Raw genomic sequence first — 6,000 nt, 5'->3', positions numbered from 1 at the left:
TGTGGTGGTGGGGGGCGCACCCCCGGGTGGTTTCTACCAACCCTACCCACGCCCCGCCCGCGCCGTCAGGTCGCGGGCGGGGCGTCGTGCGTGACGGGCGGGCCCGCGCGCACCGGCGGGGCGCGTACCCCACGGTGGGCGCGCCGTAGCGGCGGGCCCGCGCGTCAGGCGGTCGGCCGCTGGCGCGCGGCGCGCCAGGTCGTGAGCACGTCCTCGACGTCGTAGGGGACCAGGTTCAGGGGCGGGCCCTGCGGGGGGCGGGCCAGCGCCGCGCGGATCTTCTCGTTGATCTCCTCGACCAGGCGCCGCGCGACCCGCTCCGAGGGAGCGCTGGTCGCGGCTGCCAGCGCGTCCTCGGCCTCCTTGCGCAACGCCAGGCTGGGTGGCAGGAACGAGAGCTGCTCGCGCGCCATCTTCTCCCTGATCCACCAGGACTCGTCGTACGGGGCGTCCGGTCGGTCGAGCGGCTTGCCGAAGCCGGGCAGCCGTGCGAACTCGCCGCGCTCGGCGGCCTCCCGGATCTGCTTGTCGACAAAGCTCTCGAAGTCGACACCGGGTGGTTTGCGCTCGGTCATGGTGCGGCTCTCCCTCGACGCGTCGGGGTACTACCTGGCGTACTCCCGAGGGTAGGAGACGCGCCCCGGAGATCGAACGGCACGGCCACACGGCCCGCCCGGCCCCGGGGGTCCGCACCTCGCCCGCCCGGCCCCGGGGCTCCGCTCCTCCCCGCCCGCCCCCCTGTCCCCCGTGCCAAGTCCCCGTGCCGGATCTCCCCGTGCCGGGCGGCCCCGCGCCCGGGCTCACCCCGGGCCGAACTCCGTCCGGATGGCCTCCGTGTGCGCGCCGAGCGCCGGTACCGCGCCCATGCGGGCCTCCCGCCCGCGCACCGTCACCGGGGGCAGCAGCCCGCGCAGCGGCCCCGTCGGGGTGTCGAAGGTCCGCCACCGGTCGCGGGCGGCCAGCTGCGGGTGCGCGGCGAACTCGGTCACCTTTCGCAGCCTGGCGTTGGCGATGCCCGCCGCGTCGAGCCGGGCCAGCAGCGTCTCGGTGGTGAGCTGGGCGAAGGCGGCGTGCAGCACTTCCGTCAGCTGCGCGTCGTGCCGGTGGCGCAGCGGGTTGTCGGCGAACCGGGGGTCCCGGGTCAGGTCGGGCCGCCCCAGGACGCGTTCGCATAGTCCCACCCAGTCCCGGTCGCTCTGCACGCACAGGAAGACCTCGCCCCCGTCGCCCGCCCGGTAGGGCCCGTACGGGGCGATCGAGGGGTGCCGGGCACCGCTGCGCGGCAGCGGTGCGCTCCCGTACACGCCGTGGAAGAGGGGCTGTCCCATCCACTCGCCGAGCGCGTCGAGCATGGCGACGTCGAAGGCGCCGCCCCGGCCGGTGCGCTCGCGTTCGTACAGCGCCGTGAGGACGCCCGTGTACGCGTACATGGCCGCGGCGACGTCCGCGATGGAGATCCCGGCGCGTGCGGGTGTCTCCTCGGTCCCGGTCGTCGAGACCAGTCCCGTCTCGCACTGGACCAGCAGGTCGAACGCCTTGCGGTCGCGGTAGGGCCCGTGCTCCCCGTAGCCCGATATGCCGCACACGATCAGCCGGGGCCAGCGTTCGCACAGCGCCCGCGCCCCGAGGCCGAGCCGTTCGGCCGCGCCCGGGGCCAGGTTCTGGACGAAGACGTCGGCGGCGTCCAGCAGCCGGTCGAGAAGGGCCCGGTCGGCGGCGTCCTTGAGGTCGAGCACCACGCTCTCCTTGCCCCGGTTGCACCACACGAAGTACGCCGACTGGCCGCGCACCTCGTGGTCGTAGTCGCGCGCGAAGTCCCCGCCGCCGGGCCGCTCGACCTTGATGACCCGGGCCCCGAGATCGGCCAACTGGCGGGTGGCGTAGGGAGCGGCCACCGCCTGTTCGAGCGAGACTACGGTGACGCCTTCCAGAGGCAACATGCGGTCAACTCCTCGTACCGGGGTGCGCGGACCCGCCCGCGCACCGGTGCTGGTGTGTGCCCACATCGTGCGGCCCACGGGCCGTCGCGGCCCCGGTGCCGCGACGGCCCAAACGGCCGGCCACGGCGGGGCGTGCCGTCGCCATGGCGAGGAGCCGGAACGAGAGAGGAGGCGACATGGGTGGCGCCGTTCGCCGGGTGCGCGAGCGTCTTGGCGCGCACACTGGTGCCCTGGCCGGACGAGAACCCCGCGAGGTGTCGATGCCGCCGGGCAACCCCGCACGCACCCCACCCGCCTCCCCACGGCCTCCCCGGCACACCCCGCGAGGGGTCCGTGGGCTCGTGGCCCTGGCGGCCGGCGCGCTGCCGGCGCTGGCCTTCCCGGCTCCCGCGCTGTGGTGGCTGGCCTACGCGGCCCTGGTTCCCTGGCTGTTACTCGTCCGGTCGGCGCCCACCGGGCGGCGGGCGGCGTGGGACGGCTGGCTCGGTGGCGTCGGATTCCTGCTGGCGGTGCACCACTGGTTGCTGCCCGTCCTGCACGGGTTCATCGTGCTGGTGGCCATCGGGCTCGGGGCGCTGTGGGCGCCGTGGGGGTGGCTGGCCCACCGGCTGCTGGGGCCCGGGTCGGCCGGCGGGCGGCGGGCCAGTGCCGCGCTGGTGCTGCTGCCGTGCGGGTGGCTGATGGTCGAACTGGTGCGGTCCTGGCAGTACCTCGGCGGGCCGTGGGGGCTGCTCGGAGCCAGCCAGTGGCAGGTCGCGCCCGTGCTACGACTGGTGTCGCTGGGCGGTGTGTGGCTGGCCAGCCTGCTGGTGGTCGCCGTGAACACCGCGCTGGTCGTGTTGTTGGTCCTGCCCCGGGCCCGCCGGGCGGCCGTCGTCGGGCTGGTCGGCTGCGCCACGGGGGTGGCCGGCGTGTGGGCGTGGTCCCCGGCACCGCAGGCCGCGGGCACGGTACGCGTCGCGCTCGTTCAGCCCGGCATGATCGACGGCGGTGGCCCCCGCTTCGACCGCGAGGAGACGCTCACCCGGGAGCTGGCCGGCCGTGGCGTGAGCCTGGTGGTGTGGGGCGAGTCGAGCGTGGGCGGCGATCTGGTGGAGCGGCCCGACCTGCGGCAGCGGCTGGCCACCCTCTCCCGCCAGGTGGGCGCGGAACTGCTGGTCAACGTGGACGCCAAACGCCCCGGCCAGCCCGGCGTCTACAAGAGCTCGGTACTGGTGGGCCCGCGCGGCCCCATCGGGGAGCGGTACGACAAGATGCGGCTGGTGCCCTTCGGCGAGTACGTCCCGGCCCGCTCCCTGCTCGGCTGGTCCACCTCGGTGGGCCAGGCGGCCGAGGTGGACCGGCGACGCGGGGCACGCTCGGTGGTCATGCGCGTCCCGGACACGCGCCGCGCGCGGCTCCCGGCGCGCCGCCCCGCCGGCGCCGGCACCGCGCCCGCTCCCGCGAGTGCCGCCGGGCTGCGACTCGGTCCGCTGGTGTGCTTCGAGTCGGCCTTCCCCGACATGAGCCGCCGGCTGGTGCGGAACGGGGCGCAGCTTCTGGTCGCCCAGGCCGCGACGGCCTCCTTCCAGCACAGTTGGGCCCCCGCCCAGCACGCCTCGCTGGCCGCGCTGCGCGCCGCCGAGACCTGGCGCCCCACCGCGCACGCCACGCTGACCGGGACCAGCGCCGTCTTCGGACCGCGCGGCGCCCCGGTCGGCGGCCGGCTGGACACCCGGCGCAGCGCGGCGGCGGTCTACGACGTGCCGCTGGCGGACGGCACCAGCCCCTACGTGCGGTTCGGCGACTGGCCGCTGTACGGGGCGATCGCCACACTGCTGGTCGCCGGGGCGGTGGCCGGCGGCCGGGCGCGCCGACGGCGTGCCGAGGCCGGGCGCCGGCTCGACCCGCGACAGCGGCCACGACGGGACGCGGACAGCGCGGACAGCCCGGTGGGCTCCTGAGCCTGGGTACGCGTCCGAGCCACGCGGCGGGCACGCGGGCCGCGCGCGGGCTCGTGAACACGAGGCGGCCATCGGCGCGGCCCGCCGCGACGGGTGGCTCAGGGCAGGTCGTACCGCGTCGTCGGGCGGGCCGCGAAGGCGGTCAGGCGGCCTGTGCGGCCGTGACGACGCGCTCACACAGCTCGTGGGTGCGCAGGGCGTCCCGCGCGTCGAGCGGCCGCCCGGCGCGTACGGCCTCCAGGAAGGCGAGCGTGATCTGCTCGATGCCACGTTGCCGGGCCACCGGCACCCAGTCGCCCCGACGGCGCACGCTGGGCTGCCCCTTGTGGTCCACGATCTCCGCCAGGTTCACCACCTGCCGCTTGGCGTCCTGGCCGGAGACCTCCAGGATCTCCTCGGTGGAGCCGCTCATCCGGTTCATCGTGCCGACGGCGGAGAAGCCGTCCCCGGAGAGCTGGAGCAGCACGTGGTGCAGCAGCCCGTCCCGGACCCTCGCCCGTACGTCGACGTGCTCGATCGGCCCCGGAACCAGGAACCGCAGCGTGTCGACGACGTGGATGAAGTCGTCGAGCACCAGGGCACGCGGTTCCTCCGCGAGACCGACGCGGTTCTTCTGCATCAGGATCAGATCGCGCGGGTGGTCGGCGCACTGCGCGTAACCGGGGGCGTAACGCCGGTTGAAGCCCACCATCAGGCTGACCCCACGCTTGTCGGCGAGGTCGACGACGCGCTGGCTGTCCGCGAGGTGGTAGGCGATCGGCTTGTCGACGTAGGTCGGCACGCCGGCCTCGATCAGGCGGGTGACGATCTCGACGTGCGCGGCGGTCGGCGCGTGCACGAACGCCGCGTCGAGACCGGCCGACAGCAGCGAGTCCAGGTCGGTGTGGCGCTGCGCGTCGGGGACGCGCAACGCGTCCCCGACGCTGTGCAAGGTGGTCGGGGTACGTGTCGACAGGTGCGGCTCGATACCCGGTTGCGCGGCGATCACCGGCAGGTACGCCTTGCGCGCGATGTCTCCCAGGCCAATACAGCCGACCTTCACAGGTCCTCCCTCGTCTCACGCGCCCACCGCGCGCCTCGGGCGCCCGCACCCGCCCGGGGCGGTGTGTCCCGGCGGCGGCGCGTGCGCGCTCTCGTGCTCGTCGCTCTGTTCGTCGTGCTCCGCGCGGGCAGCATACGTGTCGAGGGCACGCCGCTGACCAGCGCCTGGTCCCGACGGGCGAGCGGCGCGCCGAAGGGCAGGAGGGGCGGGCGCGTGCGGGGGGCCAGGACGGGGAGGGGCGACGGGCGGTTGGGAGCGGGCGCCTTCGGCTGACGCGGCGGGCGGCGCCCGCCGCGAGCTGGGCCAAGGGGTGGGGCGGACGGATATTGCGTGGCCCGTGGCCGACCGGCGGACCATGATGATCGGCATGACCACCCCCAGGAACGAACCCGACGCCCCCGTGGCCGTCCACGCCCACCGCGAGGAACCGCCGCTGATCGCGGAGGAGCGCCGCATGTTGGAAGGCTGGCTCGACTACCACCGCGAGACGCTGGCCGTGAAGTGCGAGGGCCTGACCGAGGCCCAGTTGCGCGAGGTGTCCACGCCACCCTCCGATCTCTCGCTGCTCGGCCTGGTGCGGCACATGACCGACGTCGAGCGCAACTGGTTCCGCCGCGTGCTGTGCGGCGCGGACGCCCCGCCGCTGTACTGGACCGACGAGAACAACGACGGCGACTTCGACGTGGCCCACGCCGACGCCGCGGCGGGCTTCGCCACCTGGCGCGCCGAGATAGAGCTGGCCCGGGAAGCCGCGGCGGGTCGCACCCTCGACGACACCGCCACGCGGCGGGACGAGGTCTTCAGCCTGCGCTGGATCTACATCCACATGATCGAGGAGTACGCGCGGCACAACGGCCACGCGGACCTCATCCGACAGCGCATCGACGGCGCAACCGGCGAGTAGACCGACGCCGCCAGCCGACGCGCACCCCGCCCCCGGCGAGGCCCACGGCCGGGAAGCGGCACCCGACACGGCACGCCCCCCGGCGAGCCCGCCACCCGGCCGGGCCAGGACCGTCCCTCATCGGAACCCGACCCTGGCAGAGGCCACGGCCGGCAGAGGCCACGGCCGCCG

5 protein-coding genes are annotated in these 6,000 nt (G+C 75.2%); 2 read left to right on the top strand and 3 right to left on the bottom strand.

Annotation, left to right across the window (positions count from 1 at the left end; all coding sequences use genetic code 11):
* Window positions 1-164: 164 nt before the first annotated feature.
* Window positions 165-575, bottom strand: coding sequence for a DUF1992 domain-containing protein (locus ACFVFR_RS28725; protein ID WP_383706912.1), 411 nt, complete (start codon window positions 573-575; stop codon window positions 165-167).
* Window positions 576-800: 225 nt separating this feature from the next.
* Entirely contained in the window at window positions 801-1,940 is a 1,140-nt protein-coding gene (locus ACFVFR_RS28720; RefSeq protein WP_383706910.1) for a CaiB/BaiF CoA transferase family protein, read from the bottom strand.
* Window positions 1,941-2,200: 260 nt separating this feature from the next.
* On the opposite strand from ACFVFR_RS28720, the gene lnt reads away from it, so the two are divergent.
* Entirely contained in the window at window positions 2,201-3,883 is a 1,683-nt protein-coding gene (lnt, locus tag ACFVFR_RS28715; protein ID WP_383706935.1) for an apolipoprotein N-acyltransferase, read from the top strand.
* A gap of 142 nt (window positions 3,884-4,025) precedes the next feature.
* Here the strand turns inward: lnt and ACFVFR_RS28710 are convergent, their stop codons facing one another.
* Window positions 4,026-4,925 carry a Gfo/Idh/MocA family protein gene (locus tag ACFVFR_RS28710; protein WP_383706908.1) on the bottom strand — a complete coding sequence of 300 codons (900 nt, stop codon included), beginning with the start codon at window positions 4,923-4,925 and terminating at the stop codon, window positions 4,026-4,028.
* 367 nt (window positions 4,926-5,292) lie between these two features.
* Here ACFVFR_RS28710 and ACFVFR_RS28705 point away from each other — a divergent pair, with 367 nt between their 5' ends.
* Window positions 5,293-5,829, top strand: coding sequence for a DinB family protein (locus tag ACFVFR_RS28705; RefSeq protein WP_383706906.1), 537 nt, complete (start codon window positions 5,293-5,295; stop codon window positions 5,827-5,829).
* Window positions 5,830-6,000: the final 171 nt, after the last annotated feature.

The organism is Streptomyces sp. NPDC057702 (assembly GCF_042799315.1).
GTDB lineage: Bacteria > Actinomycetota > Actinomycetes > Streptomycetales > Streptomycetaceae > Streptomyces.
The sequence above is the reverse complement of the archived record's forward strand: the minus strand, read 5'-3'. Positions and strand labels throughout refer to the sequence as shown.

Coding starts and splice junctions, on each gene's coding strand:
- ACFVFR_RS28720 (WP_383706910.1), bottom strand. CDS start 1,940: ATGTTGCCTCTGGAAGGCGTCACCGTAGTCTCGCTCGAACAGGCGGTG.
- lnt (WP_383706935.1), top strand. CDS start 2,201: ATGCCGCCGGGCAACCCCGCACGCACCCCACCCGCCTCCCCACGGCCT.
- ACFVFR_RS28705 (WP_383706906.1), top strand. CDS start 5,293: ATGACCACCCCCAGGAACGAACCCGACGCCCCCGTGGCCGTCCACGCC.
- ACFVFR_RS28725 (WP_383706912.1), bottom strand. CDS start 575: ATGACCGAGCGCAAACCACCCGGTGTCGACTTCGAGAGCTTTGTCGAC.